This window comes from Streptomyces sp. NPDC085927 (assembly GCF_044540975.1).
GTDB lineage: Bacteria > Actinomycetota > Actinomycetes > Streptomycetales > Streptomycetaceae > Streptomyces > Streptomyces hirsutus.
Map to the genome: position 1 here is coordinate 1 of NZ_JBITSN010000033.1, position 25,340 is coordinate 25,340.

General features: G+C 70.5%; 18 protein-coding genes and 3 pseudogenes. 8 read left to right on the forward strand and 13 right to left on the reverse strand.

Annotated elements, in window-relative coordinates; translation table 11 throughout:
* Positions 1 to 472, reverse strand: a 472-nt coding sequence (locus ACIF80_RS36965; RefSeq protein ID WP_399813297.1) for a rhomboid family intramembrane serine protease, incomplete at its 3' end; no start/stop codon positions are given.
* A gap of 132 nt (positions 473 to 604) precedes the next feature.
* On the opposite strand from ACIF80_RS36965, the gene ACIF80_RS36970 reads away from it, so the two are divergent.
* Positions 605 to 994: a hypothetical protein gene (locus ACIF80_RS36970; RefSeq protein ID WP_399813301.1), complete on the forward strand. Its 390-nt coding sequence runs from the start codon at positions 605 to 607 to the stop codon at positions 992 to 994.
* Positions 995 to 1,006: 12 nt separating this feature from the next.
* Here the strand turns inward: ACIF80_RS36970 and ACIF80_RS36975 are convergent, their stop codons facing one another.
* The gene (locus tag ACIF80_RS36975; protein WP_399813303.1) at positions 1,007 to 2,476 is read right to left on the reverse strand and encodes an FAD-dependent oxidoreductase; all 1,470 of its coding nucleotides are present in this window, start codon (positions 2,474 to 2,476) and stop codon (positions 1,007 to 1,009) included.
* A gap of 22 nt (positions 2,477 to 2,498) precedes the next feature.
* Entirely contained in the window at positions 2,499 to 3,521 is a 1,023-nt protein-coding gene (locus tag ACIF80_RS36980; RefSeq protein ID WP_399813306.1) for a DUF4349 domain-containing protein, read from the reverse strand.
* A 156-nt stretch (positions 3,522 to 3,677) separates the two neighbouring features.
* On the opposite strand from ACIF80_RS36980, the pseudogene hemG reads away from it, so the two are divergent.
* Positions 3,678 to 5,137: pseudogene (gene hemG / locus ACIF80_RS36985) on the forward strand (protoporphyrinogen oxidase).
* Positions 5,138 to 5,142: 5 nt separating this feature from the next.
* Positions 5,143 to 5,874 carry a hydrogen peroxide-dependent heme synthase gene (gene hemQ, locus ACIF80_RS36990; RefSeq protein ID WP_399813309.1) on the forward strand — a complete coding sequence of 244 codons (732 nt, stop codon included), beginning with the start codon at positions 5,143 to 5,145 and terminating at the stop codon, positions 5,872 to 5,874.
* Positions 5,875 to 6,216: 342 nt separating this feature from the next.
* Here hemQ and ACIF80_RS36995 read toward each other — a convergent pair whose 3' ends face one another.
* From ACIF80_RS36995 to ACIF80_RS37010, 4 genes are all read right to left on the reverse strand, one after another.
* The gene (locus ACIF80_RS36995) at positions 6,217 to 7,098 is read right to left on the reverse strand and encodes a TIGR04222 domain-containing membrane protein (RefSeq protein ID WP_399813311.1); all 882 of its coding nucleotides are present in this window, start codon (positions 7,096 to 7,098) and stop codon (positions 6,217 to 6,219) included.
* 138 nt (positions 7,099 to 7,236) lie between these two features.
* Positions 7,237 to 8,562 carry a DUF692 domain-containing protein gene (locus tag ACIF80_RS37000; RefSeq protein ID WP_399813314.1) on the reverse strand — a complete coding sequence of 442 codons (1,326 nt, stop codon included), beginning with the start codon at positions 8,560 to 8,562 and terminating at the stop codon, positions 7,237 to 7,239.
* A gap of 310 nt (positions 8,563 to 8,872) precedes the next feature.
* The gene (locus tag ACIF80_RS37005) at positions 8,873 to 9,298 is read right to left on the reverse strand and encodes a hypothetical protein (protein WP_399813317.1); all 426 of its coding nucleotides are present in this window, start codon (positions 9,296 to 9,298) and stop codon (positions 8,873 to 8,875) included.
* Between the two features lie 18 nt (positions 9,299 to 9,316).
* Positions 9,317 to 10,558 carry a TIR domain-containing protein gene (locus tag ACIF80_RS37010; protein ID WP_399813320.1) on the reverse strand — a complete coding sequence of 414 codons (1,242 nt, stop codon included), beginning with the start codon at positions 10,556 to 10,558 and terminating at the stop codon, positions 9,317 to 9,319.
* A 156-nt stretch (positions 10,559 to 10,714) separates the two neighbouring features.
* On the opposite strand from ACIF80_RS37010, the gene ACIF80_RS37015 reads away from it, so the two are divergent.
* Together ACIF80_RS37015 and fxsT are read left to right on the forward strand one after the other, a co-directional pair.
* Entirely contained in the window at positions 10,715 to 11,512 is a 798-nt protein-coding gene (locus ACIF80_RS37015; RefSeq protein ID WP_399813323.1) for a class I SAM-dependent methyltransferase, read from the forward strand.
* A 34-nt stretch (positions 11,513 to 11,546) separates the two neighbouring features.
* Complete coding sequence (gene fxsT, locus ACIF80_RS37020) at positions 11,547 to 14,579, forward strand: FxSxx-COOH system tetratricopeptide repeat protein (RefSeq protein WP_399813326.1); 3,033 nt, start codon at positions 11,547 to 11,549, stop codon at positions 14,577 to 14,579.
* Between the two features lie 142 nt (positions 14,580 to 14,721).
* On the opposite strand, the gene ACIF80_RS37025 is transcribed toward fxsT, so the two are convergent.
* Positions 14,722 to 15,324 (reverse strand): TetR/AcrR family transcriptional regulator, encoded by a 603-nt coding sequence (locus tag ACIF80_RS37025; RefSeq protein ID WP_399813329.1) that lies wholly within the window; start codon positions 15,322 to 15,324, stop codon positions 14,722 to 14,724.
* A 122-nt stretch (positions 15,325 to 15,446) separates the two neighbouring features.
* Here ACIF80_RS37025 and ACIF80_RS37030 point away from each other — a divergent pair, with 122 nt between their 5' ends.
* Complete coding sequence (locus tag ACIF80_RS37030; RefSeq protein WP_399813332.1) at positions 15,447 to 16,286, forward strand: alpha/beta fold hydrolase; 840 nt, start codon at positions 15,447 to 15,449, stop codon at positions 16,284 to 16,286.
* Positions 16,287 to 16,302: 16 nt separating this feature from the next.
* Here the strand turns inward: ACIF80_RS37030 and ACIF80_RS37035 are convergent, their stop codons facing one another.
* Positions 16,303 to 17,022, reverse strand: a complete 720-nt coding sequence (locus tag ACIF80_RS37035; RefSeq protein ID WP_399813335.1) for an aminoacyl-tRNA hydrolase — start codon at positions 17,020 to 17,022, stop codon at positions 16,303 to 16,305.
* Between the two features lie 505 nt (positions 17,023 to 17,527).
* On the opposite strand from ACIF80_RS37035, the gene ACIF80_RS37040 reads away from it, so the two are divergent.
* Positions 17,528 to 18,133: a DNA-binding response regulator gene (locus ACIF80_RS37040; protein ID WP_399813337.1), complete on the forward strand. Its 606-nt coding sequence runs from the start codon at positions 17,528 to 17,530 to the stop codon at positions 18,131 to 18,133.
* 45 nt (positions 18,134 to 18,178) lie between these two features.
* On the opposite strand, the pseudogene ACIF80_RS37045 reads toward ACIF80_RS37040, so the two are convergent.
* The 3 genes and pseudogenes from ACIF80_RS37045 to ACIF80_RS37055 form a co-directional block, all read right to left on the reverse strand.
* Positions 18,179 to 18,947: pseudogene (locus tag ACIF80_RS37045) on the reverse strand (IS5 family transposase).
* A gap of 19 nt (positions 18,948 to 18,966) precedes the next feature.
* Positions 18,967 to 20,151, reverse strand: coding sequence for a sensor histidine kinase (locus ACIF80_RS37050; RefSeq protein ID WP_399813340.1), 1,185 nt, complete (start codon positions 20,149 to 20,151; stop codon positions 18,967 to 18,969).
* A 1,622-nt stretch (positions 20,152 to 21,773) separates the two neighbouring features.
* Positions 21,774 to 22,592, reverse strand: coding sequence for an SDR family oxidoreductase (locus ACIF80_RS37055; protein WP_399813343.1), 819 nt, complete (start codon positions 22,590 to 22,592; stop codon positions 21,774 to 21,776).
* A 344-nt stretch (positions 22,593 to 22,936) separates the two neighbouring features.
* On the opposite strand from ACIF80_RS37055, the gene ACIF80_RS37060 reads away from it, so the two are divergent.
* Positions 22,937 to 24,463, forward strand: a complete 1,527-nt coding sequence (locus ACIF80_RS37060) for an MFS transporter (protein ID WP_399813346.1) — start codon at positions 22,937 to 22,939, stop codon at positions 24,461 to 24,463.
* A gap of 112 nt (positions 24,464 to 24,575) precedes the next feature.
* Here the strand turns inward: ACIF80_RS37060 and ACIF80_RS37065 are convergent.
* Positions 24,576 to 25,340 (reverse strand): annotated as a pseudogene (locus tag ACIF80_RS37065) (hypothetical protein); the annotation flags it as partial.

Consider the following 25,340-nt stretch of genomic DNA (forward strand, 5'->3'; position numbering starts at 1 on the left):
GTGCGAATCCGTATGCGGCCGCGTACCCGCAGACGAGGTAGAACAGCAGGTACCGCACATGCCCCATGCGGTCCTCGATGTTGTTGCCGAAGATCCACAGGAAGAGCATGTTGCCCAGCAGGTGCAGCCAGCCGCCGTGCAGGAACATCGCCGTGAACACGCTCAGCTCGGGGGACTTGTCGTACGCCGGCGGCCCCACCACGCACCCCGGCCCCTGCGGGCCCACCCCCGTCTCGCCCGTGGGCACCAGACGCGGCATGTGGTGGTGGATCAGTTCCTGCGGCACGGCCGCGTACCGGTCCAGGAACGCCTGGAGGTCGCACAGCTCCGCGATGCTGCTCCCGCTGCCCGTCAGCGAGCCGACGACACCGGGCGTGAAGAACACGAAGACGACGAAGTTCGCGGCGAGCAGCGCGTAGGTGACCCACGGGGTGCGCCGTGCCGGATTCACGTCATGAACGGGGATGACCACGTCCCACTTGTGCCCTTGTCCCCGCCGGTGAATCCGCCGCTCCGCTGAACACCGCCGTCCGGCCCTGCGTATCCCTTCCCAACTGCCTGCGGCGCGGGGAAGGGGCCGCGGGGCCGACGTGAGGAACGGGCCATGAACGACCGAGTGACCGCTGCGATGCAGGCGCTGCCCGACGGAGAGGCGGAACTCACGCTCGTGGTGCGCCTCTCCTGGGAGGACATCGCCCGGCTGGGCCAGGAGGCGGGGCGGCTCGCCTCCCGGATGCAGCGGCCGGTGACGCTGGACGAGGCGGTGGGCCACCGCCTGCGCTCGGCGCGGGCCACCGCCGCGCACGCGAAGCCGGCGGGGGAGCAACCGCCGGCCGCCGTGAGCGCGGGGAGCACCGGTGCGGCCGGTTTCGCCGGTACCGGCGGCACCAGTGCCTCCGTGTCGTCCCTGCCGCCCCGGCCCGCGGCGGACCATGCGCGGCCTCCGGCGGAGCAGGCGCGGCAGGCGATCGAACGGATCAACGGGACCGCGTAGGCCGGACGGCTGTCAGGGCGTACGCGGCGACGGCCGTCCCACCGTGGCGCGGATCTTCGTGGTGGCCTTGCGGGCCGCCACCAGGACCGGGTCCCAGGCGGGGGAGAACGGCGGGGCGTAGCCCAGGTCCAGCATCGTCATCTGCTCCACCGTCATCCCGGCGGTGAGGGCGACCGCCGCGATGTCGACGCGCTTGCCCGCGCCCTCCCGGCCGACGATCTGGACCCCGAGCAGGCGGCCCGTGCGCAGTTCGGCGAGCATCTTCACCGTCATGGGGGAGGCGCCCGGGTAGTAGCCCGCGCGGCTGGTCGACTCGATGGTGACCGTCTCGAACCGCAGCCCCGCGCGGCGAGCGTCCTTCTCCCGCAGACCGGTGCGCGCGATCTCCAGGTCGCAGACCTTGCTGACCGCGGTACCGACCACGCCCGGGAAGGTGGCGTAGTCGCCGCCGACGTTCGAGCCGATGATCTGGCCGTGTTTGTTGGCGTGCGTGCCGAGCGCGATGTGCCGCTCCTGACCGGAGATCAGGTCGAGCACCTCCACGCAGTCGCCGCCGGCCCAGATGTTCTCGTACCCGCGGACCCGCATCGACCGGTCGGTGAGCAGGCCGCCGTGCTCCCCCAGGGGCAGCCCCGCCGCCCGCGCCAGGCCCGTCTCCGGCCGCACCCCGATGCCGAGCACCACCACGTCCGCCGGATACTCGGCGTCCGCGGTGGTCACGGCCCGCACCCTGCCGTCGTCCCCGGTGAGCAGTCCGGTGACCTCGGCGTCGTTCACCATGGTGATGCCCAGGCCCTCCATCGCCCTGTGCACCAGGCGCCCCATGTCGGGGTCGAGGGTCGCCATGGGCTCCTGGCCGCGGTTGACGACGGTCACCTCGTAGCCGCGCTTGATCATCGCCTCGGCCATCTCCACACCGATGTACCCCGCGCCGACGACCACCGCGCGGCGGCCCCTCGTGCGCTCCAGTGTGTCGAGCAGGGCCTGGCCGTCGTCCAGGGTCTGCACCCCGTGCACACCGGGGGCGTCCATGCCGGGCAGCTCCGGGCGGATCGGCCGCGCGCCGGTCGCGATCACGAGCTTGTCGTACGACGTCCAGGACTCGGTGCCGGAATCGAGGTCCCGCGCGCGCACCCGCCCCCGGCCGGGGTCGAGTTCCGTCACCTCGGTGCGCATCCGCAGGCCGATGTGGCGCGCGCGGTGCTCCTCGGGCGTGCGGGCGATCAGTTCGTCGCGTTCGGCGACGTCACCGGCCACCCAGTAGGGGATGCCGCAGGCCGAGAAGGACGTGAAGCGCCCGCGCTCGAACGCCACGATCTCCAGCTCCTCCGGCCCCTTCAGCCGGCGCGCCTGCGACGCCGCGGACATCCCCGCGGCGTCGCCGCCGATCACCACCAGGCGTTCCGGTCCCTTCGCGGCCGGACCCGCGCCGCTGCCCGTGCCCGTACCCGTACTCGTCCCTGTGTTCGTACTCGTGGTCATACGACCACGCTACGGGGACCGGTCACTTCGCATCCGGCTCCGGGGCCTCGTCCGGGGTCCGGGCCGTCGCACGCGCGGACGAGGTCCGGGAGGCGGGAACGGCCGGGGAAGCGGGTGCCGCCGGCTGTGCGCGGCGGGTCAGGGGGCGTACGGCCTTCAGCCACAGCAGCACGAGCAGGGCCGCCAGAGCCGCGAACGGCAGCGCCGCGCCGATCGCCACCGCCAGCCAGCGCAGCATGGTCACGAACGCGTCCCAGCCGCCCGCGAGCGCGTCCAGGAACCCGGGGTCGTCGTCCTCGGTGCTCCGCTCCACCTGCGTCTCGGACAGGGTCAGGGTGATGGTGGCCAGGCCGGTGCGGTCCTTCAGGGACTCCTGCCGGGCGAGCAGGGCCTCCAGGTCGGCCTGGCGGGTGCTGAGTTCGCCCTCCAGGGTGACCACGTCGCTGAGCCGGGTGGCCCGGTCCATCAGCTCGCGGATCCGGACCACGCTGGCGCGCTGCGTCCTGATCCGGCTCTCGACGTCGACGACCTGGTCGGTGACGTCCTCCGCCTTCGCGCTGCGTTCGACGAGTTCACCGGAGCCCTCGAGGTCCGCGAGGACCTTGTCGTACTTCTCGGCGGGAACGCGCAGCACCACGCGCGTGAGCTCGTGCCCCTCCTCGTCCTGACGGGTGGTCTCGTCGCCGACGTAGCCGCCCGCGTTCTCGGTGGTGGTGCGCGCCTCGGCCAGCGCCGTCGGCGCGTCCTTCACCCGCACGGTCAACGAGGCGGTGCGGATGATGTGGCTCGTGGCGGTGTCCCTGTCCGCGGGCGGCGCCGTCGCCCGCGAGCCGTCCGCCGAGCTGCCGGCGGCCCCGTCCCGCGCCGCCCCTTCCTTCGCCCCTTCCTCGGTGTCCGCCCGGGCGTCGGCCTGCGCGTGGGCGGCCTTGCCGTCGGACGCGCCGGAGTCGGAGCCCGCGCCGCTGCATCCGGCCAGGGCGAGCGCGGCGGCCAGCAGCAGGCCCGTCGTGGCGTGTGCCGGCCGTACGGATCGTCGTGTGCGCATGTGGGTTCCCCCCGGGTTGGTGACCACTGACGTTCCTTCGACGCCGGAGGGCGGCGGAACGATGGCGCGGAAAGGTCCCGAAGCGGTCACGGTAGGGACTCGGGAGGGCCGTACGGCCCTGGTGGGGCCGCCGACGGCATCTGAGAGGGTGGAGCCATGAGCGGATCACACACGGGTGCGGAGCAGCGGGTCGTCGTCGTGGGAGCCGGCATCGCCGGGCTGGCCGCCGCGCACCGGCTGCTCGGGCGCGGGGCGCGGGTGACCGTGCTGGAGGCCTCGGAGCGGGTCGGCGGCAAGCTGCTGCCCGGCGAGATCGCGGGCGCGCGCGTGGACCTGGGCGCCGAGTCGATGCTGGCCCGCCGCCCGGAGGCGGTGACCCTCGCCCGTGAGGTGGGCCTCACCGGCCGGCTCCGGCCCCCGGCCACCGCGACCGCGTCGCTGTGGACCCGCGACGCACTGCGCCCCATGCCCAAGGGCCACGTCATGGGCGTCCCCGGCACCGCCGCCGCCCTGGCCGGGGTGCTCTCCGACGAAGGCCTCGCCCGGATCGGACAGGACGCCGAGCTGCCCCGCACCGAGGTCGGCGACGACGTCGCCGTCGGCGAGTACGTGGCGGCCCGGCTCGGCCGCGAGGTCGTCGACCGGCTGGTCGAACCCCTGCTGGGCGGGGTGTACGCGGGCGACGCGTACCGCATCTCGATGCGCTCCGCCGTCCCCCAGCTGTTCCAGGCCGCGCGGACCCACACCTCCCTGACCGAGGGCGTCCGCGAGATCCAGGCCAGGGCCGCCACCGCGCAGCAGACCGGACCGGTGTTCATGGGCATCGAGGGCGGTGTGGGCACCCTCCCGCTCGCCGTCGCCGAGTCCGTGCGGTCCCGCGGCGGGGAGATCCGCACCGGCACCCCGGTCACCGAACTGCGCCGGGAGCCGGCCGGCGGCTGGCGGGTCGTCACCGGGGAGCGGGAGCTGCACGCCGACGCGGTCGTCGTCGCCGTGCCCGCCCCGGCCGCCGCCCGGCTGCTGCGCGCCGAGGCGCCCGGCGCCGCCGCCGAGCTGGCCGGCGTCGAGTACGCCTCCATGGCGCTCATCACGCTCGCCTACCGCCGCGCGGAGACCGATCTGCCCGCGGGCAGCGGATTCCTGGTGCCGCCGGTCGACGGCCGCACCATCAAGGCGTCCACCTTCGCCTCGCACAAATGGGGCTGGATCGACGAGGAGAACCCAGAGCTCATGGTCCTGCGCACCTCCGTCGGCCGGCACGGCGAGACGGAGATCCTCGGCCGTGACGACGCCGGCCTCGTGGAGGTCTCCCGGCACGACCTCTTGGCCGCCACCGGCCTGGACGCCACCCCGGTCGCCACCCGCGTCACCCGCTGGCAGGACGGCCTGCCCCAGTACCCCGTCGGCCACCACGCGCGCGTGGCCCGCGTCCGCGAGCACCTCGCCGCCCTCCCGGGGCTGGCCGTGTGCGGCGCGGCCTACGACGGCGTCGGCATCCCCGCGTGCATCGCGAGCGCGTACGACGCCGCCGACCAGATCCACGGTGACGTCCCGCACGACGTGCGGGACGTCACCACCACCCGGTGAAAACCCTCCACGGAGGAGCAGGAGAATAAGGGACATGACCGACGACGCCACCACCCCCGCACCCGACCGGATCCCGAACAAGGGCAAGCTGGCCAAGGACCTGAACGAGGTCATCCGCTACACCCTCTGGTCCGTCTTCAAGCTGAAGGACGTGCTGCCCGAGGACCGCGCCGGGTACGCCGACGAGGTCCAGGAACTGTTCGACCAGCTCGCCGCCAAGGACGTCACGGTCCGCGGCACGTACGACGTCTCCGGTCTGCGCGCCGACGCCGACCTGATGATCTGGTGGCACGCCGAGAGCAGCGACCAGCTCCAGGAGGCGTACAACCTCTTCCGCCGCACCAGGCTGGGCCGTGCGCTGGCCCCGGTCTGGTCGAACATGGCGCTGCACCGGCCCGCCGAGTTCAACCGCTCGCACATCCCGGCGTTCCTCGCCGACGAGGAGCCCCGCGCGTACGTGAGCGTGTACCCCTTCGTGCGCTCCTACGACTGGTACCTGCTGCCCGACGAGGACCGCCGCCGCATGCTCGCCGACCACGGCAAGATGGCCCGCGGCTTCCCCGACGTGCGCGCCAACACGGTCCCCTCGTTCTCCCTGGGCGACTACGAGTGGGTCCTCGCCTTCGAGGCCGACGAGCTGTACCGCATCGTCGACCTCATGCGGCACCTGCGCGGCTCCGAGGCGCGGATGCACGTCCGTGAGGAGATCCCGTTCTACACGGGCCGCCGCAAGGACATCGCGGAACTCGTCGCGGGCCTCGCCTGAGCGACTGTGATCGGGCCCGCCCGTTCTTGGACGGGCGGGCCCGATCAGGCTCAAACGGGTCTGGTCGATTCCGATCGGGCCTGATCGGGCCGTCGGCCGGGCGGGTGTCGCCTTCCCGGCCGGCGCGACCGCACGCGCCTCCGGCTCCGGGCGCGGCGCGCAGGACGCGCGCCGCCCCGGGACCCGGCCGGTGCGACGGCCGGGGCGGTGAGCAGCGAGGACCCGGCGGCCGCGTGGACGACGGCAGTGCTCATCGCGTTCCCCTCGGTGCACGGCGACCGACACCAGGGACGCTTCGTCCGGCGGGCGGGACGGGGCGGGCACCGTCGGCGGGTGTCGCCGTCAGTGCTCCCGCGCGCCTCCGGAACCGGAGCCGGGGTCGTCCTCCGTGCGGTGACGGTCGCAGGCGTCGTCCGGACGGTGCCCCGGAGCGTGGCCCGGGTGGTGCTCGCGATGGGCGAAGGCCGCACGCAGATCCGGTTCGCCGACCGCGCGGATGCCGTGCACGGCCACCGACGTGAGGTACGTACGGTCGTCGCCGGCGGCGGTGGCGCGCACTTTGGCCCTGGGCAGGGGACCCAGCAGACGCCGGCCGGCGGGGGAGGCCCACAGCGCGTGCGGGGGGACCTCGATCCGTGCGATGACCAGGCAGCTCAGGGTCAGCGTCAGCGGCAGTGCGAACCACAGGGCGACCAGATGCCGAGGCAGGTACGACGCGGCCGGCAACAGCAGCGCGACGGCGCCCAGTCCGGCCACGGCCAGCGCGGCGAGCCGCACCCGCCGTATGCCGTCGACGATCGTCGTGGCCGCGCCGTCGGACACGGCCAGCCCAGCCCGCTCCAGCCGGTCGGCGAGGCCGCGCACCGCGTCCGTCGCCGCCGCGGCGGCCCGTACCGGAGCGATGGGGGACTGCCCCTCCGGCCCGATGACCCCTATCACCGACCGCTCCATGTCGTCCCGCCCGAGCGGATCGACCACGGTCGCCCAGCCGGTGTGGGCCAGCAGCAGCCGGCGCTGACGCGCCATCGCGACCAGGGTGACGTCGGCGACCCGCCGGGGGCCGCCGGACAGGAACGCCGTCTCGTACAGCGTCAGATCACGCCCCCCGCTCCCGGCCGTGTCCACGTCCTGGACGGCCGCCGCGCGGACGGCGGCCAGGCACAACCGTGTGCACGCGACGCCGGCGACGGCCCATGAGACGAGCAGGAGGAGCACCCAGAGCATGACTTGTTTGTAAACGACACGGTCCCGGAAGCACCATGCCCTGTTCACCATCCGGACGGAGTGTTGTCTGCACGTGACGTTCCGTTTGACCGGCCGGGTGCCGGAAACGGGCCCCGCTCCGGCTCGAGTGCCCCGGCCTCAACGCCGCAGCAGCACCCGCCGCGTGGCGCGCGCCAGCCGCACCGCGGGCCGGCGCGACCGCGGCACCGGCCCGGACCGCTCGAGCCACCACTCCCGCAACTCCCGCAGGGCCACCTGCTCGTCCTGCCGTTCCCGCTGCCCGGAGGCGAGCAGCAACTGCTCGACGAAGTCCAGGGCGTCCTGCCGGTAACCCCCGGTCATCGGCCGCTTCTGCGCATGGGCGAGGAAGGCCGCCCGGTACCGCTCGCCGAGCATCACCGGCAGCTCGGGCACCACCTTGGCGACGACATCCGCCCGCTTCGCGGCGAGCGCCCGCGCCTGCACGGCCATCCGCACCCGGTCGAACCCCTCGGGCACGGGCGTCCCGGCGACCAGCGAGGACAGCACCGCCGCCTGGGCGAGCGCGACCCGCTGCCGCGCGGGCTCGCAGGAGCCGGATTCCCTTACGGAGCCGGAAACGGAGCCGGAGTTCTTCGCCTGTGCCGTGCTCCGTGTGGTCGCCCCCTTCTCCACCGCCTCCCGAATGGCCGTCAGCTCCCGTTCCAGCTCGCCCGGTCCGGGGAAGTTCTCGTCCCGTTCCAGGAGTACGCCGGGAGGGGAGACCCGGGAGGCGAGGTCGGTGAGGATGTCCAGTACCGGCCGGGGCACGGGGTGGGCGTGGCTGTCGTGCCAGACGCCGTCCCGCTCGACGCCGCCCGCGACATGGACGTACGCGATGGCCTCCAGGGGCAGTTCCGCGAGCGCCTTCGCCGGGTCCTCACCGCGGTTGACGTGGTTGGTGTGCAGATTCGCCACGTCGATGAGCAGCCGTACGCCGGTGCGGTCGGCCAGGTCGTACAGGAACTGGCCCTCGGACATCTCCTCACCGGGCCAGGAGAACAGCGCCGCGATGTTCTCCACGGCGAGCGGTACGGGCAGGGCGTCCTGGGCGATCCGGACGTTCTCGCACAGCACGTCGAGCGCGTCCCTGGTGCGCGGCACCGGCAGCAGGTGACCGGCCTCGAGCCGAGGGGAGGCGCTGAGCGGCCCACCCGCCCGCACGAACGCGATGTGCTCGGTGACCAGCGGCGACCGGAGTGCCGCGGCCCGCTCGGCGAGCGCCTCCAGCCGTCCCGCGTCCGGCCGCTCTGCCCCACCGAGCCCGAGCGCGACCCCGTGCGGAACGACGGTCACCCCGCGTTCGCGCAGCCGCAGCAACGACTCGGGGACATGCCCGGGACACACGTTCTCGGCCACCACCTCGACCCAGTCGATCCCCGGCATCCGCTCGACGTCCCCGGCGATCTCCGGTCGCCACCCGATCCCCGTCCCGAGTCGCTCCATGTCGCTGTCCCCCTCCTCGACCGGCCACCCCGTCGGCCCCCGTCGGCCCCCGCCGGGCGTCCGTCCGGACGTGACAGGGGTATGGCCCCGAAGTCCACGCCCGAACCGCGCCGCGGCCACCTTCAGAGCAACATTTGAGCTTCCGGGCTGGAGCCGCCGGACGGGTCCCGGGAAGTACGAGCGACGGACCCACCATTTCTGCACGGGACGGTCTTGGACAGGCCGTCCCCTCAACGTGTCTCCACGGCGGATCTCCCGCGGCCCTCTTCCTCCCAGGCGGGCCGGAACTCGCCGGCTCCGGGGGATGGCCTCAAGTGCTCGACGGCCCTGACGATCCCTCGGAAGCGTCGTCGACAGCGTCATCGGCCGGCTGAGGCGACTCTGCCGAGGCCAGCGCGTCCGCCAGTTCAGCGACCTTGGCCGTATCCATGTCCTGCGGAATCAGCACGGTGACCGTTCCGCGCGTCAGTGTCAGTGGCGGGGCCTGTGGGGGCCGGGTCGCGAACCATCGGCGCACACTGTCCAGGAAGGCGGGCAGGGCCAGGGTCGTGGAGAGCACCACGGCGAGGATGGACAGAGGGTCGCCCAGGTACTCGTCGTGCGCCGGACTCCGCCGGGGTGACGTCGTGTTCAAGCGCAGAGAGCCGCGCAGCCGGTCATCCTCCAAGAGCCATCGTTCGAGACCGGCGCGGATCGCGATGTCGGCCGGATCAACGTGGAACTCGAACTCCGTCATGCGGCGCTCCGTCTCGATTCAGTCGGCTGCCGGCGGCGGACCGGGATGCCAGCGGTTGGGAATGAGGGGGATCAGGTGGCCGTCGTTGCGTACCTGGCGATGCGGTCTGGGCCATTTCCTGTCCGCGCAGACCCGCCGCGCCCCCTCGAACAGTGATTCCGCGTCCAGGAGGGGCGGTCCACCCGGCAGGCCCCGCTCGAGGATGCCGAGGAGAGCGTCGGTGAAAGCGGTGCGCGTTCTTCCCCTCGGTGCCAGGGAGACCTCGGTCGCGCCGGAAGAGGCCATGAGGAACGTCCCCTCGATCGGAGGGAGGAGAGGGCCGGCGGCAGCGAGCGCGTCGAGCCCCCGGGCGCTGTAGCAGCAGTCGATGATCACAAGACGCTGGGAGGCCGGAGAGGTGGCGACCGCTTCTCGGATCTGCTCGAACGGCAGGAAGGTGTGAGGGGAGGGGGTGCGTGAGTCGGCGACGGACAGGAGCAGTTGACCTGTACGGGGGTGGGGAATGCCGTGACCGGCGTAGTACACCAGGAGCATTCCGCTCTCGAAGGCGGTGGCCCGGCCGGCCCGTTCGATCGCGTCGATGACCGCGCGCGGATCCAGCGGGTTGTCCACGATGAGGCACCGGTCCCGGGGTATCCCGAACGAGGTCGTCAGGAGCTTGCCCAGATCCTCCAGATTCCCTTTGATCGCGGGTTGATCGCTCAGCTCCCGGTACGTATGAACCCCCACCAGAACGCATGCGCCGGTGCTCCAGTCGGCGGGCTTTCGGCTCGGTGGCGGGGACGCCGGGAACCGGACCCGTGCGGTGTCACCGGTGGCGCCCGGGAACGGCGGTCGGTTCTGCGGTCTGCCGGGAGCGTGGAGAACCTTGAGCAGTTCACGCCGGGCGCTCTCATGGCCGAGTCCGTACAGGGACAGCGCCAGAAGCGGCCTGAGGAGCTTCGGCGGCTCGGTTTCGTCGATGCGCACCGGGATGAGCCGGTCCCCGGCGGCGAGGACCGCGGCCCAGTGATCCGCGGTGGAGTAGCGGGGATTGAAGTAGGCCTCTGAGAACAGCGCCAGTACCTGGCCGTTCTCCACGGCGTGGCCCAGCTTGACCTGCCGATTGTCTCCGCTCCGCCAGTCCCAGCGGTCCAGCTGGACCTGGTATCCGGCTTCTTGCAACTCCCAGGCCACCCACTCGGCCCAGGAGCGGTCCGGCTCGGCATAACTGATGAAAAGAAAAGGAGGCTCCGCCGCCTGTGGTATCCCGTCTCCCAACCCGCGCCCCCCGTCAGGGTTGTACGTACGGCAGGGTCACAGCTTCGCCGGGGCTGCGACCGGTCCGCGAGCCGCCCGGGACCACTAGCCTGGAGGCATCATGCCCGGGACCGAGAACTTGACTCACGCGACGGCTTGTTTCGGAGGGAGCGATTCATGGGTTCTCACAAGGGACAGGAAGGCCTGAGGGCAAAGTACAAGTTCGGTGACTCGACGACGGCGGAAACGCGGCTGGTGACGGTTGCCCGGGTCTTCGAGCCGAGCAGCAGGGCTTTCCTGCAGCGCTACGCCGCCCCCGGGGCATCACTGGCGGTGGACCTGGGCTGCGGTCCCGGGCACTCCACACGACTGCTGCACGAAGTCGTGCAGCCGGATCGCACCCTTGGCCTGGACCGGTCCGCGAGCTTCCTCGCGACAGCTTCGGCGAGCGCCCTGCCCGGCATGCTCTTCCACCGCCACGATGTCACCGTCACCCCGTTACCGGTCGAGCAGCCCGACATCCTCTACGCACGGCTGCTTCTGACGCATCTGAAGGAGCCGGCCCGCATGGTTCGTGCGTGGGTCGCCGAGCTGGCGCCGGGCGGCAGCCTCCTCCTCGACGAGGTCGAATCCGTCGAAACGAGCGACGAAACCGGCAAGGACTACCAGAAAGTCGTCCAGTCGATGCTTCTGGACAACGGTCAGCGCCTCGACGTCGGCCGTCTGCTGACCGCTGCGAGTCCTGCCGGAGCCGACGGGGTCCGGCAGCAGCTGGTGACCGTGCAGCCCACCTCACAACAGGTGGGTCTGATGTTCGCGCTCAACCTGCGAGTGTGGCGTTCGGACCCGTTCCTCGCCGCCCGGTATTCCCCCGACTGGCTGGACGGCCTGCAGGCCGAACTGGACCGTGCCGCAGAAGGCTTGCGGAGCCTCACCGTCACCTGGACCATGAGGCAATTGGCGCTTACGCGTTGATCCCTCAGCGCGGTGCGCGACAAGGGGGACTGCGATGGGCGGCGCCGTGGACAGGGGAGACTTCTACCTCAGCTACCATCCCGCCGACCTCTCCTGGGCACACTGGCTCAGCTGGGTACTCGAGCAGAACGGCTACAAGGTCTTCGTCCAGGACTGGGACCTCAAGCCCGGTGAGAACATCGTCGCCCGTAAAGCCCAGGCTCTCGACCGCTGCGAGTTCACACTGGCCGTGGTGACGCGCGCCTATCTCGCCACTCCTGCCTGCCGGGACGACTGGACTTCCGCCTTCCTCCAGGATCCTGACGGCCGCGACCGGCTCATCTGCGTGCAGACCGAAGTGTGCGACCTCCCACGGCAGATGAGAGTCCGCGGGGTGATCGACTTGCAGGACCGTGCGGAGGACGAGGCCCAGACCGTCCTTCTCGGCCATCTCGATCCCGGCCGCAGACGCCCCACGGCTCGTCCGGGCTATCCCCGTGCCGCCGGCGGCGGGGTGGAACCCCCTCGGTTCCCCGCCGTGTCGCCGAGCATTTTCCACGTGCCCCCGCGCAACGATCACTTCACCGGACGGCTCCACCACCTGCGCGGACTCCACGAGCACCTCCAGGCGGTGACGGTCCTGCAGGCCGCGGTGCACGGGTTGGGCGGGGTGGGCAAGAGCCAGATAGCCATCGAGTACGCGCACCGGTACGCGACGTCGTACGACATCGTCTGGTGGGTGGCGGCGGAGCAGCCCGCGGTGATGCAGGCGGACATCTCCGCACTCGCCGCCGCGCTGAACATCCCGCTGACAGGTGATGAGCGTCGCCAGACGGAAGCTCTGTACGCCGAGCTGCGGCGACGCGGCCGCTGGCTGATCATCTACGACAACGCGGAGCACCCCGACGACGTGTATCCCCTGCCGGAGGGCGGACGGGTCCTCATCACGTCACGGAATCCGAACTGGGCCAACGTCGCGACAGCCATGTCCCTGGACGTACTGACGGACGCGGAAGCCAGCGGCTTCCTCAACAAACGCCTCAGCACCGGCGACACCCGCGACTACGGCAGCCCCACGGACATCAAAGAGCTGAGGCAGCGGCTGGGGAATCTGCCCTTGGCCCTGGAGCAGGCGGCAGCCTTCATCCAGGCAGCCGGCATCAACGTCCGTGACTACCTCGGGTTGCTCTCCACCAGCCCCAGGGACGCGCTCTCCGCGAGCCCGCCGGTCGGCTACGCGCTGACCGTCATCGATACGTGGATGCTGACGCTGGACAAGATCGAGAAGACCTGCCCGGACGCCTACAGGCTCCTTCTGTTCTGCGCCTTCCTCGCACCCGACCAGGTCCCGCGAAGGGTACTGAGCCGGCCCGGGAGCCACCTGCCCCGCCACCTCGGCGGAGTGGTGACCAACCCCTCGCGGTACTTCGCGGCGGTGAGCGCGCTGCGGCGGTATTCCATGATCAAAGCCACCCCCGAGGAGATCTCGCTGCACCGACTGGTGCAGTGGGTGGTCCGGCAGAGAGCCGTCCGTACCGGCCCCCACCCGTCCGAACTCGTGTCGGACGTGGTGCGATGGCTGCTGAGCGTGTACCCCGTCAGTGCCGGGGAGCCGGAGAACGCGGCCCTGGCCGGCACACTGCTCCCCCACGTACTGGCGGTTCACGACCACGTGCCCGAGTACCGGCACAACACTCCCCGGAGAGAACTCGCGGCTCTCCTGGAGCGCACCGCCGTCTTCCTGCACGCCAGCACCCGACTGAAAACCGCGGAGACCCTGTTCGATTCGGCACTCCGGTTTCTTCGCGGCATCAAGCCCACGGACCCTCAGCTTCTGCGCACCGAACTCGCCTACGGGCGGTTACTGCAGGATGTCGGACGGACCGATGAGGCGCAGCACCTGTTCGAGCGGGTTCTCGCCCACTCGAGGAAGCGGAACGCCGACCGGGCGGGCCTTCTCGCCCCCGCTCTGATCGACATGGGACGCCTGCTGCAGGAGGAAGGCCGGCTACGAGAGGCCCGTGAGCGAGTGACGGAAGCACTGGCGCCGGCTCCGACCGCGCGTCTGCCGGTCGAGCTGCAAGCCAAGGTGTACGGGATCCTGGGCCGCATCCAGCAGGATCTCGGGGAGATAGCCGACGCCCGCCGCGCCTACGAACTGGCTCTGCGGCTGGCGGTCCAGGCTTTCGGCGAGAGGGACAGCCGCGTCGCGCTGCGACGCAACAACCTGGCGGGCGCTCTGCACCTGGCGGGGGACGTGCAAGAAGCACGGCATCAGCTGGACACCGCGCTCGCCGGGCTGACGCACGTGTACGGGAGCGAGCACGACCGCACCGTGGCCGTGCGCGTGAATCTCGGTGCAGCCCTCCAGGTGCTGGGGGAGTACGGTGCGGCCCGCGGTCAACTCGACCAAGCTCTGCGGATCTGCGGGAGCCTCGAACTGCACGAGGACCCGCGGGTTCCGATGATTCTCACGGGACTCGGTGTGCTGTCCCAGGACGACGGTGACCTGCCCCAGGCACTCCGTCACCACCGTGCCGCACTGAAGGCGGGCCTCAAGCTCTACCTCCCGGACCACCCCCGCATGGTGGTGCTCTCCTCCAACGCGGGCGCGGCGATGACCCGCGAAGGCTCGGTCGCGGAAGCCTCGGCGACGCTCCGCGCCGCCCTCGGGGCGGCCACGGCTCTGTACGGAGAACACCACCCGAGGGTCGCGGTGGTGCGCAGCCATTGGGGCATGTGCCTGGCGGCCGCCGGGGACACCGCGGAGGCTTGGACGCAGGAGAGCCTCGCCCTCGAGGACTCGCAGCGGACGTACGGCGATCGGCATCAGCGGACCGCGACGATCCAGAACAGCCTCGGGTGCATTCGCTGGATGCAAGGGCGGCCGCGGGAGAGCGGCGAACTCTTCTCCCGTGCGCTGCGGATCGCTGCACTCACCTACGGTCCCGAGCACCCGCGAACGGCGATCTTCAGAGCGAACCGCAGTCTTGGCGCCGGTGACCCGGCGCCCGGGGCCGGGCCGGATCCGGTGGCTCTGTTCATTCCTCTGCACATCCACCAACAGGCGACGACCATCGACCGCTAGCGCTGTGACCGGGAAGGTCCGCCCGGCCGCGCAGCGGCACAGAGGAAGGGCCGGACGCGACCGCGGAGCCGAGCGCGAAGGAGCGATGGCCACGGCCGTTCGTCGAGCGCACCGACGGACCCTGCGGGAACGGCCGGCCCGGTCACAACCGGTCCAGCAGACTCGCCGCCATGGCACGGGCACGCCGCAGGCGACTGCTGTCGCCTTCCAGGCCGGCGCGCGTCACCGCGCCCTCCAGGAGGAAGGCCAGATGCTCCGCCGTGGTGCGGGCGGCGTCGGGACGGTCGGGCAGCAATTCCGTGAGGTGCCCGGCCATCAGGCGCTCCACTTCCTCCTTGTGCCGGCGCACCAGAGCCCGCCCCTCGTCCCCGGCGGGCATTTCCGCGGCGGCGTTGAGCAGTCCGCACCCACGGAAGCCGTCCCCGTGGGGGGAGGCGGCGCTGTCGACGTAGGTGTCGAAGACGGCCAGCACGCCGTCGCGAGGGCTTTCGGCCCGCTGAAGGCGTGAACGGTACCGCGTCAGCCACTCCTCGTGCCGGGCGTCCAGGTAGGCCCGGACGAGATCGGCCTTGGAGGAGAAGTTGTTGTACAGGCTCATCTTCGCCACACCGGCCTCGGCGGTGATCGTGTCGATGCCGGTCGCCGTCACCCCGTCGCTGTAGAAACGCCGCGCCGCGGCGGCCAGGACCCGCTCACGGGCCGGCCGTCGCCTCCCGGCGCCCGGTGTCCGCTCCCTCTCCTTCATCACGCACCTCGATTTCACTGTCACTAGGTAGACTGGTCTACCTAGTGTAGGGATCGGACGGGGCTGGTCCGCAACCGCCGGACCGTGCTCCCCTCCGTCGTCAGCAACCCGAGGAAGGCACGATGACCCTCTTGACCGACAGCCTCATCGTGGATGGAGTGCGCCTGGCCTACCGGGATCGCGGCCGGGGCGAGCCCGTGATCTTCATCCACGGCACTCCCTCGCACTCCTACGAGTGGCGCGAAGTCGTACCGCACGTCGAGGCGGCCGGTTTCCGGACCGTCACCTACGACCTGCTGGGATACGGCCTCTCCGAGCGGCCGGTGGACCGCGACACGTCGGTCGCCGCCCAGACGGACCTCCTGGAACACCTTCTCGACGCGCTGGGTGTCGACCAGGCCGACATCGTCGCTCACGACATCGGCGGTGCCATCGGCCAGCGCTTCGCCGTCGCCCACCCCGAGCGGGTGCGGCGACTGATGATCATCGACTCGGTCAGCTACGACTCGTGGCCCTCCTCGACCTGGCGGAAAATCATCGACGAGAAGCTGGACGGCTTCCCGAGCATGACGCAGGACGCGTTCGACGCCCTGCTGACCCGGCAGCTCAGGATGACTGTCGCCGACGAGTCGCTCATGACGGGGGACGTCCTCCAGGCGTACCTGGCGCCCCACCGGTCGGCGCTGGGGCGCGTCTCCTTCTTCGAGCACCAAGTGCGCCACTACGACTCGAAGTACACCGAGGAGATCAGCGACAGGCTCGGACGCCTGACCATGCCCGTCCGCATCGTGTGGGGCGAGGGGGACCAGTGGCAGCCCCTCCACTACGCGCAGCGGCTCAGCGACCACATCCCCGGCGCCGAGCTCGTCGTCGTCCCCGGGGCCGGCCACTTCCTCATGGAAGACGCCCCCGAACGTGTCGTCCGCGAGATCAACGACTTCCTCACCACCCCGCCCCGGTGACCGCACACCGGCGGGGTCAGCGCAGGGACGGGTGGTCCGCCACCACCGTGCTGGAGCCCGGGGCGATTTCCGTGAAGCCCGCGTCGCGGACCAGGGGGAGGCCGCTGGTGACCAGGGCGGTCCAGTGGGACGGTGCGGCGGGACGGACGGAGAGGGGGAAGCCGGCGTCGCGCCAGGCGCTGCGGTCCTTGTCGGTCAGCTCCCACCAGGCCAGTTGGGCCGCGTGGCCCGCCTGCGCCATCGCCTTGCCGGCCGACATGCCGAGATCGGGGTTCAGCCAGAGGACGGGGGCCGTGGGGTCCGCCGGGGGCGGGGGCTCCGGGTCGTCCAGGTCGGTGCCGGAGACCTGGAGACGGGCCAGGTCCTTGGGCCAGCCGTCCAGCGGGACGGGCGGGAAGACGCGGACCTCCGCCGACGTGCCGGTGACCGTGATGCCGGGCAGGGCTTCCGCACGGCGCCACTCCGCGCCGCGGGCCCTGCGCACCACCTTGCGGATGCGGGCGTCCTGCCAGTCGCGCACCGCCTGCGCCCACTCGCCCTCGCCCGCCGACCGCTCGTCCGCCAGCATCGTCAGCACCGCGCGGGCCGCCGTCTCCAGCGCGTCCGTGCGGGCCGGGGGTGCCGACCGCTCGATGCGCGCCACCAGGGGCAGCACGAACTGGGGGGCCGCGTCGCGGGCGCTCGGCTCGGAACGGAAGGGACCGTCGGCGGCAGGCGTCGTCTGATCATTGCTCACGGGGCCAGTCTGCCAACCCATGGGACCCTGCCGTCGGCCCGGGCAGGACGTGCGCTCGGCCTCCTGCCTTCCCCGAGTTCTCGGCTTCGCTCGAACAGGGGGCCGTCACCTGTGGACCGGGCACAGTGTGATGCCCTCGTACGGCTCCGGGTACTCCGTCGGCTCCTGGCACAGCGTGCACTCCACGCACGACGGTCACATCACCGCTGTCTCCGACCGGTTTGCCCGATTACCCAACCTCGACCGACGAGCAGCCCTTCGCCGTCCCGCGACAGCACCGCCCACCCCGGAGCAGTGGAACCCGGCGTCCATCCGTCACGAGAGTCGGTGCGCCGGGCTGCCCACCCTCAGTCCCACAAAGCGAAACGGTTCGCCAACGGAGTCGGCGAACCGTTACGAAGGACCGAGGCCAAGGGCCTGTGCTGCAGCCATTCGGGTTTTGACGAGTCGGGTACGCTCCCGCGTACGGGAATGTTGTTCGGACACAGGTCATGCCGGGGGGATCATGGTCAGGGTTCTGCTTGCGGAAGATATGTTGATTCTCCGGCGGGCCTTGGTGTCCCTGCTGGAACTCGAGCCGGACATAGAGGTCGTCGCCGAGGTGGCGTCCGGTGACGAGATCGTGCCGGTCGCGCTCGGGGTGCGGCCGGACGTTGCGATACTCGACATAGACCTGCCCCGCCTGGACGGAATCAGCGCCGCCGCCCTGCTGCACAAGGAGATGCCCGGGTGCCGCACGGTCATCCTCACCAACCTCGGCAGGCCCGGCAATCTGCGCCGTGCGCTTCAGGCGAACGTCCTGGGGTTCCTGCTCAAGGACACCGACCCCGATCAACTGGCTGACGCCATCCATCAGGTGGCCTCCGGCCGGCAGGTCATCGATCCCGAGCTCGCGGTGGCCACCCTCCAAGCCAACGACAACCCGCTGAGTGCACGGGAGACCGAGGTGCTGAAACTGGCCGCCTCGGGAGAGGACGTGCCGGAGATCGCCAAGATGCTGTTCCTTTCGGTGGGCACGGTGCGGAACTACCTGGCTGCGGCTGTCGTCAAGCTCAAGGCACGGAACCGGATGGACGCCGTACGGATAGCCTGGGAGTCGGGTTGGCTGTAGGGCGGGTCGGCTGACCGGGTTCTGTCCGGCGGATCGCGGCCGGAGTCATGAGCGGATCGCCGCGGCAGTGACGGTGCCGTGGAAGACGTAGGCCCTCTCGTCGTAGCGGGTGGCGACGGCTCGGGAGTTCTTGAGTCTGTGGATCGTCCGCTCGACCTCGTTGCGGCGTGAGCCGTACGCCTTGTCGCCGCCCAGGTGGTCCGGTCGGGCGCGAGGGCGACCGCCCCGCGGGCGGTCAACGCGGATGCGTTCGAGGACCTCGATCATCTGCGGCGCGTCGCCCCACTGGCCGGGTACGACCAGGAAGACCATCGGCCGGCATCCGCCTTCACCTGCGAGGCGGATCTCGCAGGTCAGACCGCCCCGGGAGCGAACGAGCCCCTCGTCGGGGGCGGTGGTGCCGGGGCGTTGTCCTTTTTCGGGGGCGTGTGGCTTCTTCTTTCGGGCGCCGGCCGCGTGCTGATGGGCACGGCAGGACGTCGAGTCGACGCTGTCCGTGCCCCGGTCGATTCGGTCCGTGAGACCGGCGTCGGCCTGGACGGCACGCAGGATCCGGTCCCACGTGCCGTCCGCCGACCAACGCCGGTGCCGTTCGTGGACGGTCTTCCAGCTGCCGAAACGCTCGGGAAGGTCCCGCCACGGTATGCCCGTTCCGGTTCGGAACAAGATCCCGTCGATCACCTTGCGGTGATCGTTTCCACCGTCCGTCACGCTGTCCCGACACCGGCGAGTGCGGCTCCGGCCGCACCCACTCGGCATGCGTCGGATCACCCCGCCCGTGCCGGGCACAACGAGCAGGTGGTCCGGCAGGCACATGATCCGCCGGACGCTGCCTAACGCCCGGGATCGTGCTGCGGCACCGTCGCTGTCAACTCGAACCAGCCGTCCGCCCTGGGCCCCGAGACCAGACGGCCGCCCAGGGACTCCATGCGCGTAGTCAGGTTGCGCAACCCGTTGCCGCCCTTGTCCGGTTCACCAGCGGTCACGTCCGGACTCTCCGCGTCCGCGCCGTCGTTGAGTACCGTGACGCGGATCTCCCCTGATTCGGTCACCGCCTCGATCACGCAGTGCTGCGGCTTGCTGTGCCGCAGCACGTTGGTGACACCCTCGCGTATCACGGTCGCCAGCACGGTGTCGACAGAGCCGGCGGGCGGGTCCACCGCCACACGCATCTCCGTGTGGATGTCGATGTCGCGGAGTATCGATTCAGCAGCGGCCAACTGCTGCAGCAGACTCATGCTCAGGTGGCTGCTCGCGACCGAGCGGACGTCCGACAGCGCCTGGCGGGCAGTCCGGAGGATCTCTGTGATCTCCTCCTCGGCGCGCTCGGGCTGCTGCCTGACCAGGCGGTGTGTCAGCTCGCACTTCAGCGTGATGGCGGACAGGCTGTAGCCGAGCAGGTCGTGCAGATCGCGCGCGAAGCGCAGCCGTTCCTGCATGACGGCCATGTGCGTCAGTTCCTCACGAGTGGCCTGCACCTCCTGTACCAGAGAGGACATCCGGCTCAAAGCGTGGACGACGAGTCCCGTGAGGCAGGTCGACAGCATGCTGTGGGCCAGGTCGCCGCTGCCGTATCCCATGGTGAACTGGAGGAATGCCACGGACATGATGACGAAGATGAAGACCATCCAGCACACCACCGGTTTGAGGAGCAGCAGTGAGGTGCCTGCGAGGAAACCGGGCATGCCCAGCCAGGCGGTGCTGAACAGGAGGAGGGGCAGGTAGGTGAGCGCAACCTGCGCGCCGAAACTCCACTTCCGATACCGCGCGATGCGAGGCATGAGCAGAGGCAAGGAATGGCATAACTGAATGCCCGTCAGGAGCGACAGCAGGGCGAGGGAGAGCACGAGATCCGGCGTCGAGGGGTCTGCCTGCAGCAGCTGGGTGAGTGCGACCGCGGAAAAGCCGCAGATGACGACCCAGGTGATGGTGACCGCGATACGCGGCGCCCGGTTGTTGTCGGACGTTGGTCTGTGAAGGTGTGACGGGCTGGGCCCGGGCTCAAGGCTCCGGCGCATGAAGGCTCCTCACTCCACATTGTTTCAAAGACCGAAGTGCACCAAGCAGCTTCGGTCACGTCGGATCATGGTGCGGTCGCGCAGGAGGCCGGCAGGTACCAGGGGGGCCGGACCTCAGGACGTTGCCGGACAGCCGGGGGAGCGCACCGCCTGGCGCTCCGGGGAGTCCGGTCTGCGGCGGTCGCGACCGGGCTCACGCTCTCCGGCCAGTAATCGCTTCAGGCTCTCGGCGCAGCGGACCTGCCAGTCGTCGTACATGTCGGTGGTCGCCGATTGCCCAGAGAACCGGTCTGCGGATGGCAGCAAGCCGAACACGCCCCCCCATGCTCGATTCCGTGCGCCAGTCCAGACCGAGTGCGTCGGCGGATGAATCGCCATCGCCCATGGACGGGGCGCATGGCCCGAGTCCCATGGCTGCACTGACCAAGTACAGATTCTGCTGGAGTGCACCGACATTCTCCATAGGAGATTTGCCGGTTCGCTGTGCTGGGCGGTCGCCTGGCGGGACCGGGCCGTGATGGTGATCAGCACGGACGGCCCCGAGGCCGGGTCGGCCACCCCGGGGCCTCGGCCGGCAGTTCGTCCACGGCCTCCGGACACACGGCCGGGGAGAGCAGGGTGCGGTCAGCGGGGTCGTAGGTGCAGGTGCTCGATCGAGCCCCCCACGGCCGTCCACGGTGAGGTACAGCTCCAGCGCGTAGGTGGAGCCCCTGCTCGGATACGGACTCCCGGTCAGCGCCGCGTCCGGGTGGCCGGACCGGTACGCCACGGAACGCACCCGTGGCAACCCGTACGGAAGGTCGGCCGACTGGTCCTGGTGTACGTCAGGCAGCAGGCAGGGCTGGTTGGCCACCATGGCGGTCCGCTACCGCCGCAGGGGTACCGGTGCGTCGCATGTGCGTCCCGTCGGCCAGGAGAAACCCCTCCGCGTCGGCGACAGCCGATCGACGTCTCGCGTCCAGTCCAGCAGCGGGACCAGGCCCGCGACCCCCGTGCCGCACAGCGCCGACACGCCCGGCCCGGACACCAGCAAGGCACCCGCGCCGTCCACGACCTCCACCTGGAGACGCGGTCTGAAAACCAGACCGGATGTCGTGTGCCGCCCAGCGTTCACATTCCCCCTCGGGGATTGCGCCGCCCGCTGGCCGCGGGCGGCGCCTTCGGTTGTCGCGTCCGCCCGTCCTGCACAGTCCGGGAGCGCGTCGGTTCCCGCGCCGCCGTGCCGGCCGGGCCCGGGCCGCGGTCGGCACGGCAGCTCCGCCTCCGACGGCTGCGGCGATCACCGGACGCGGCGGCGGGATGCCGGACAGGAGCCTTCGGCGAACGAGCGCAGAGGGGAGGAGGGCGCTCCGGCCTTCCGTACACCGTGACGGCCGGACGCCCTCCGCCGTGTTCCCGGTCCGTCCGGGCGCCGGGTTCGCGGGGCGGCGCGTCCGGCCAGCAGATGCAGATGCCCGGCCGGCGGCGCACGGTCGTTTGCCAGAGGTTCTCGGTCGCGTCGGGACAGGTGCCGGCCGGCAGCCGAGTCGGGTTGCGCATGTCCGTCCTCCCGGTGGCGACTTCGACGGACAGCGGTCTCCGGACCGACGGGGCGGGAGCGATCGTGATGCGGTCCGGGCGTGTCAGGCAGATGTCCCCTCGGCCTCGGCGGACAGCCCGGCCCACTCCTCCCACACCCTGAACCGTTCTGTGTAAACGGATTTCACCATGTCGAGGGGCTGGCTGCCGAAGAAGACGCGCAACGGAGGGTTCTCTGCGTCGACGATCTTCAGCAGGGCGGGACCCGTGGCGGCGGGGTCCCCCATGCGGACGGGAATGGAGGACAAGGTCTCGCGCAGACCGTCGTACACGGCGTTCGGCTCGGTGCGTACCGCGGAGGAGCCGGCCCAGTCGGTGCTGTAACCCCCCGGTTCGACGATGGTGACCTTGATGCCGAAGGCCGATACCTCCTGCGCCAGGGATTCGCTGAGTCCCTCCACCGCCCACTTCGAGGCGTGGTAGCCACCCAGTGCGGGGAAGGCCACCACTCCACTGGTGCTGGAGATCTGCACGATGTGTCCGCTGCCCTGCTCCCGCAGGTATGGAAGGACCGCCTGGGTCACCCACAGGGTGCCGAAGAAGTTGGTCTCCATCTGGTCGCGAATCGCCTGCTCGCTGATCTCCTCCACGGCGCCGAACAGCCCGTGGCCGGCGTTGTTCACGACGACGTCCAGGCGGCCGAAGTGCTCCACGGCGCGCTTGACCACTTCGGTCACGGCGGACCGGTCCCGCACGTCCAGTTTGAGGGGGACAACCGCGTCGCCGTACGAGGCGACCAGACCGGTGAGCGATTCGGTACGCCTCGCGGTCGCCACGACGCGGTCACCGCGGGCCAGCGCCGATTCCACGAACTGCCGACCGAGACCGCGGGAGGAACCGGTGACCAACCAGACCGAGCTCATCTCTTTCCCCTTTTCAGCGCAAGGTGCGGCAGGGCCGCCGGAAGGTGTGTGAATCCGGACGGCAACGCCTTCCGGAACGGTTACTCATCGAACCTAGACAGTAGGTCGTTATTGGCCGGGGAATCCAATAACCAGTTGTTATCGAAATGAACGGAATATTTCAGCCCGGAAGGTTCGGCCGGGCGCGTCCCCGCCGAGGGTGGCAGCGAGCACCGCGTCCAGCAGGATGCTTCCTGGATCGCGCACTGCTCATGTCCTGAGCCGAGGAACGAGCGGGGCCGGACGCGGGCGCGAGGTCGGGAATTAGGACACTGGCTGACCTAAAGGATCTGTAGCCTTGCGCCATGACCTCACCAACACCCTTGACACAGACAGGTGTTCAGCCGGACAGTCGACGTTGGATTGCTCTTGCCATCGTCATGACCGCAGCGTTCATCGACCTTGTCGACGTCACCATCGTCAACATTGCCATCCCGTCCATCCAGCGGGATATGGATGCCACAATCGGACAGATCCAGTGGATTACCGCGGGATATGCGCTCGCGTTCGCCTCCGGCCTTATCACTGGTGGGCGACTCGGGGACATCTTCGGACGGAAGAGGCTCTTCCTCGTAGGTGTCGCCAGCTTTACCCTGGCCTCTGCGATCTGCGGGTTCGCCCCCAACAGTGAAATCTTGGTCACGGCGAGGGTGCTGCAGGGCGCCGCGGCTTCCCTGATGGTCCCCCAGGTGCTGTCGATCGTGCACGCCACGTTTCCGGCCCACGAACGAGGCAAGGTCTTCGGCCTGTTCGGTGCCATCGTCGGCCTCGGCGGAATCTCCGGTCCGCTCCTGGGCGCCCTGCTCACCGAGTGGGACCTGTTCGGCCTCGACTGGCGTTTGATCTTCCTCATCAACCTGCCGGTGGGCATCGCGGCGCTGGTGCTCGGCCGCGTCTACGTCTCGGAGTCCAAGGCGCCGCATGCGCTCCGACTGGATCTGGTGGGCGTTGTGCTGGTGACCCTCGGGCTGCTGATGCTGGTCTATCCGCTCACCCGCGGCCGCGAACTGGGTTGGCCGCTCTGGGGACACCTGATGATGGCCGGTTCCCTCGTGGTCCTGGGAGTCCTCGTGGCCTACGAGAAGCGCAAGGCCCGCAAGGACAACTCGCCCCTCATCGAGCTGTCCCTCTTCCGGATGCCGAGCTTCAGCGCCGGCATCGGCGTGCAGATCGCCTTCGGCGTCGTGACCGGCGTCTTCTTCCTCGTCTGGACCCTGTACATGCAGATCGGGCTCGGCTGGAGCATTCTTCGGGCGGGTCTGACCGGTATTCCCTTCTCCATCGCGACCACGGTGGCGGCCGGCCTCTCCGTGCAGATGCTGGTGCCGAAGTTCGGGAGGATGGTGCTGCAGGCAGGTGCCCTGACCATGGCCTCCGGAATGCTCGCCTACGCTTGGGCGGCCGACCAGTACGGCGCGGACATCACCTCCTGGCAGATGGCCCTTCCGCTGGCGGTGATCGGCACAGGGATGGGGCTCATCACGGCTCCTCTGACCAACGCGGTGCTCGCCGACGTGCCCCGCGAACACTCGGGCTCCGCTTCCGGACTCATCAACACGACTCTCCAAATGGGTAACGCGCTGGGCCTCGGCCTGACTTCGGTCGTCTTCTTCGCGCTGATCGGTGATGACCTCTCCCCGGCTTCGCTGGGCCCCGCCTACGTGGACGCCTACCAGAACGCTCTTTGGTGGGTGGCCGGAGTACTCGGAGTCATCTTCCTGCTGATCTTCCTGTTGCCGGCCCGTCCGGCACAGGGCCCCGAGGGCGCTTCCCTGCCGCCCGTGGACGGGGAGACGCGAGCCGAGACCAAGCAGTCCGTGATCGTCGACTGACGGCCGGCCGGCCGCCGGCGCACGCGGACGCACCACCGGCCTCCCCTCTCGTGAGAGGAGAAGCCGGTGGTCTGCGCCGTGCCCATGAGTTCGGGGGACTCCGGCGAGCGAATCAGGACGGTGGGACCGGCTCTTCCCCCCTGAGGGCGTTGCCGGTCATGCCGGCGGTCAGGGTGGCGCCGTCGGCGGGGTCGATCAGCAGGAAAGAGCCGGTGCGACGAGAGAGGGCGTAAGGGTCCAGCGGGATGGGCTCGACGGTGCGCAGCCGGAGGTGGCCTATGTCGTTGGCGGCCAGTTCGCCGGGTTCGGGGTGGAGGGAGAGGTCGTCCAGGGCCAGCCGGGAGCGGATCTGCTTCACGACGGCCCCGACGGTGCGGGTGGCGTGTTTCAGCAGCACCCGCTGGCCTGTCCGCAGCGGGATGTCGTGCAGGTGGCAGACCGCCGCGGTGACGTCCTGGCCGGCGACCGGGGCGGTGTCGGTGGAGGCGATCAGGTCACCGCGGGAGACGTCGAGTTCGGACGCGAGGTGGAGGGTGACGGACTGGGGGGCCCAGGCGGCCTCGACGGGTGTGCCCAGCAGGTCGATCCCGGTGATCGTCGTGGTGTGGCCCGAGGGCAGCACGGTCACCGGCTGGCCGAGGCGCAGCACGCCGGAGGCGATCTGGCCGGCGTAGCCGCGGTAGTCGGGGTGGACGGACGTCTGCGGGCGGATGACGTACTGGACAGGGAAGCGGGCCGGGTCCCGTTCGGTGTTGTGGCTGACCGGTACCGTTTCCAGGTGTTCCAGTACGGTCGGGCCGCCGTACCAGTCCATGTGCGGGGAGGGTTCCACGACGTTGTCGCCGGTGAGGGCCGAGATCGGGATCGCGGTGATCTG

Excerpts from the sequence above, each read along its gene's own strand:
- ACIF80_RS36970 (WP_399813301.1), top strand. The coding sequence starts at position 605 with ATGAACGACCGAGTGACCGCTGCGATGCAGGCGCTGCCCGACGGAGAG.
- ACIF80_RS36975 (WP_399813303.1), bottom strand. The coding sequence starts at position 2,476 with ATGACCACGAGTACGAACACAGGGACGAGTACGGGTACGGGCACGGGC.
- ACIF80_RS36980 (WP_399813306.1), bottom strand. The coding sequence starts at position 3,521 with ATGCGCACACGACGATCCGTACGGCCGGCACACGCCACGACGGGCCTG.
- hemQ (WP_399813309.1), top strand. The coding sequence starts at position 5,143 with ATGACCGACGACGCCACCACCCCCGCACCCGACCGGATCCCGAACAAG.
- ACIF80_RS36995 (WP_399813311.1), bottom strand. The coding sequence starts at position 7,098 with ATGCTCTGGGTGCTCCTCCTGCTCGTCTCATGGGCCGTCGCCGGCGTC.
- ACIF80_RS37000 (WP_399813314.1), bottom strand. The coding sequence starts at position 8,562 with ATGGAGCGACTCGGGACGGGGATCGGGTGGCGACCGGAGATCGCCGGG.
- ACIF80_RS37005 (WP_399813317.1), bottom strand. The coding sequence starts at position 9,298 with ATGACGGAGTTCGAGTTCCACGTTGATCCGGCCGACATCGCGATCCGC.
- ACIF80_RS37015 (WP_399813323.1), top strand. The coding sequence starts at position 10,715 with ATGGGTTCTCACAAGGGACAGGAAGGCCTGAGGGCAAAGTACAAGTTC.
- fxsT (WP_399813326.1), top strand. The coding sequence starts at position 11,547 with ATGGGCGGCGCCGTGGACAGGGGAGACTTCTACCTCAGCTACCATCCC.
- ACIF80_RS37025 (WP_399813329.1), bottom strand. The coding sequence starts at position 15,324 with ATGAAGGAGAGGGAGCGGACACCGGGCGCCGGGAGGCGACGGCCGGCC.
- ACIF80_RS37030 (WP_399813332.1), top strand. The coding sequence starts at position 15,447 with ATGACCCTCTTGACCGACAGCCTCATCGTGGATGGAGTGCGCCTGGCC.
- ACIF80_RS37040 (WP_399813337.1), top strand. The coding sequence starts at position 17,528 with ATGGTCAGGGTTCTGCTTGCGGAAGATATGTTGATTCTCCGGCGGGCC.
- ACIF80_RS37050 (WP_399813340.1), bottom strand. The coding sequence starts at position 20,151 with ATGCGCCGGAGCCTTGAGCCCGGGCCCAGCCCGTCACACCTTCACAGA.
- ACIF80_RS37055 (WP_399813343.1), bottom strand. The coding sequence starts at position 22,592 with ATGAGCTCGGTCTGGTTGGTCACCGGTTCCTCCCGCGGTCTCGGTCGG.
- ACIF80_RS37060 (WP_399813346.1), top strand. The coding sequence starts at position 22,937 with ATGACCTCACCAACACCCTTGACACAGACAGGTGTTCAGCCGGACAGT.